1 protein-coding gene is annotated in these 1,053 nt (G+C 62.1%); it reads right to left on the bottom strand.

Going from position 1 to position 1,053, the window contains the following annotated elements:
• A partial coding sequence (locus AC2FNE_RS24675; RefSeq protein WP_496806575.1) for an IS110 family RNA-guided transposase occupies nucleotides 1-936 on the bottom strand: 936 nt, incomplete at its 3' end.
• Nucleotides 937-1,053: the final 117 nt, after the last annotated feature.

The raw sequence follows: 1,053 nt of genomic DNA on the forward strand, positions 1-1,053 counted from the left end.
TGCCAGCTTTGCGGGCTTACGTTCAAGGATTTCGGAGAACCAAGGATCGAATTGATCAGGTCGGTGTCTGATCTGCTTGATCCGGGACGTCATGCCGAGCACCAACAATCGGCGGATGTAGCGGTCTCCCATCTTCGAGATGCGTCCCAAACGTTCCTTACCGCCACTCGATCGGTTGAGCGGTGTGAGGCCGAGCCAGGCCGCGAGGCTGCGCCCGTTTGAGAACTGACGCCCGTCCCCGATCGAGGCGACGATGGCGGAGGCGGTGATCGGTCCGACGCCGGGGATCGTCCGCAGGCGGGCGACGCGCGCATCAAGGGGTGCAGCCCGGTTCAACTGACGACCGTACCAGAGTACCCGGCGGTGCAGAGCCACGAGCTGGTGGCTGAGATTGGTCACGATATCCCGGGCCGGGTCCGGCAAGTCCTGTTCAACGCCTTCAAAACAATGCTTCGCAAAGGCTATGGCGTGGCCGGCGCCTTGCCGAACAACAATCCCAAATTCGGCCAGCACACCGCGGAGCATGTTCACGATCTGCGTCCGCTGACGGACAATCAGGTCCCGTACACGGTGCAGCGCGAGGACCGCTTGCTGGTCCGGCGTCTTGATCGCCACGAACCGCATAGACGGCCGTGTCACCGCCTCGCAGATCGCTGCGGCATCGATCGCATCCGACTTGCCACGCTTCACATAGGGCTTCACATAGGCCGGCGGGATCAGGCGCACCTCGTGTCCGAGCGTTGCAATCTCCCGCGCCCAGTAATGGCTCGTCCCACACGCTTCGATTCCGACCAGGCAAGGCGGCAGGCCCTCAAAGAAACGATGCATTTGCGCGCGCCGAAGCGAACGGTTGAAGACGATCTCGCCCACCTCAGTGACGCCGTGAACCTGAAAGACATTCTTGGCCAGATCCAGGCCAATGGTGGTAACTTGCATGGGGTGGCTCCTCTCTCGCTGATGACATCACCTGCACTATGGCGCATCGCGACGCCGATGGAGCAGGAGCCATCCACACCATCTGCAGAGCGGTCGCTCATGTCGCCGCGCAGCGAA

It is taken from the genome of Ruegeria sp. YKSD179, assembly GCF_059612885.1.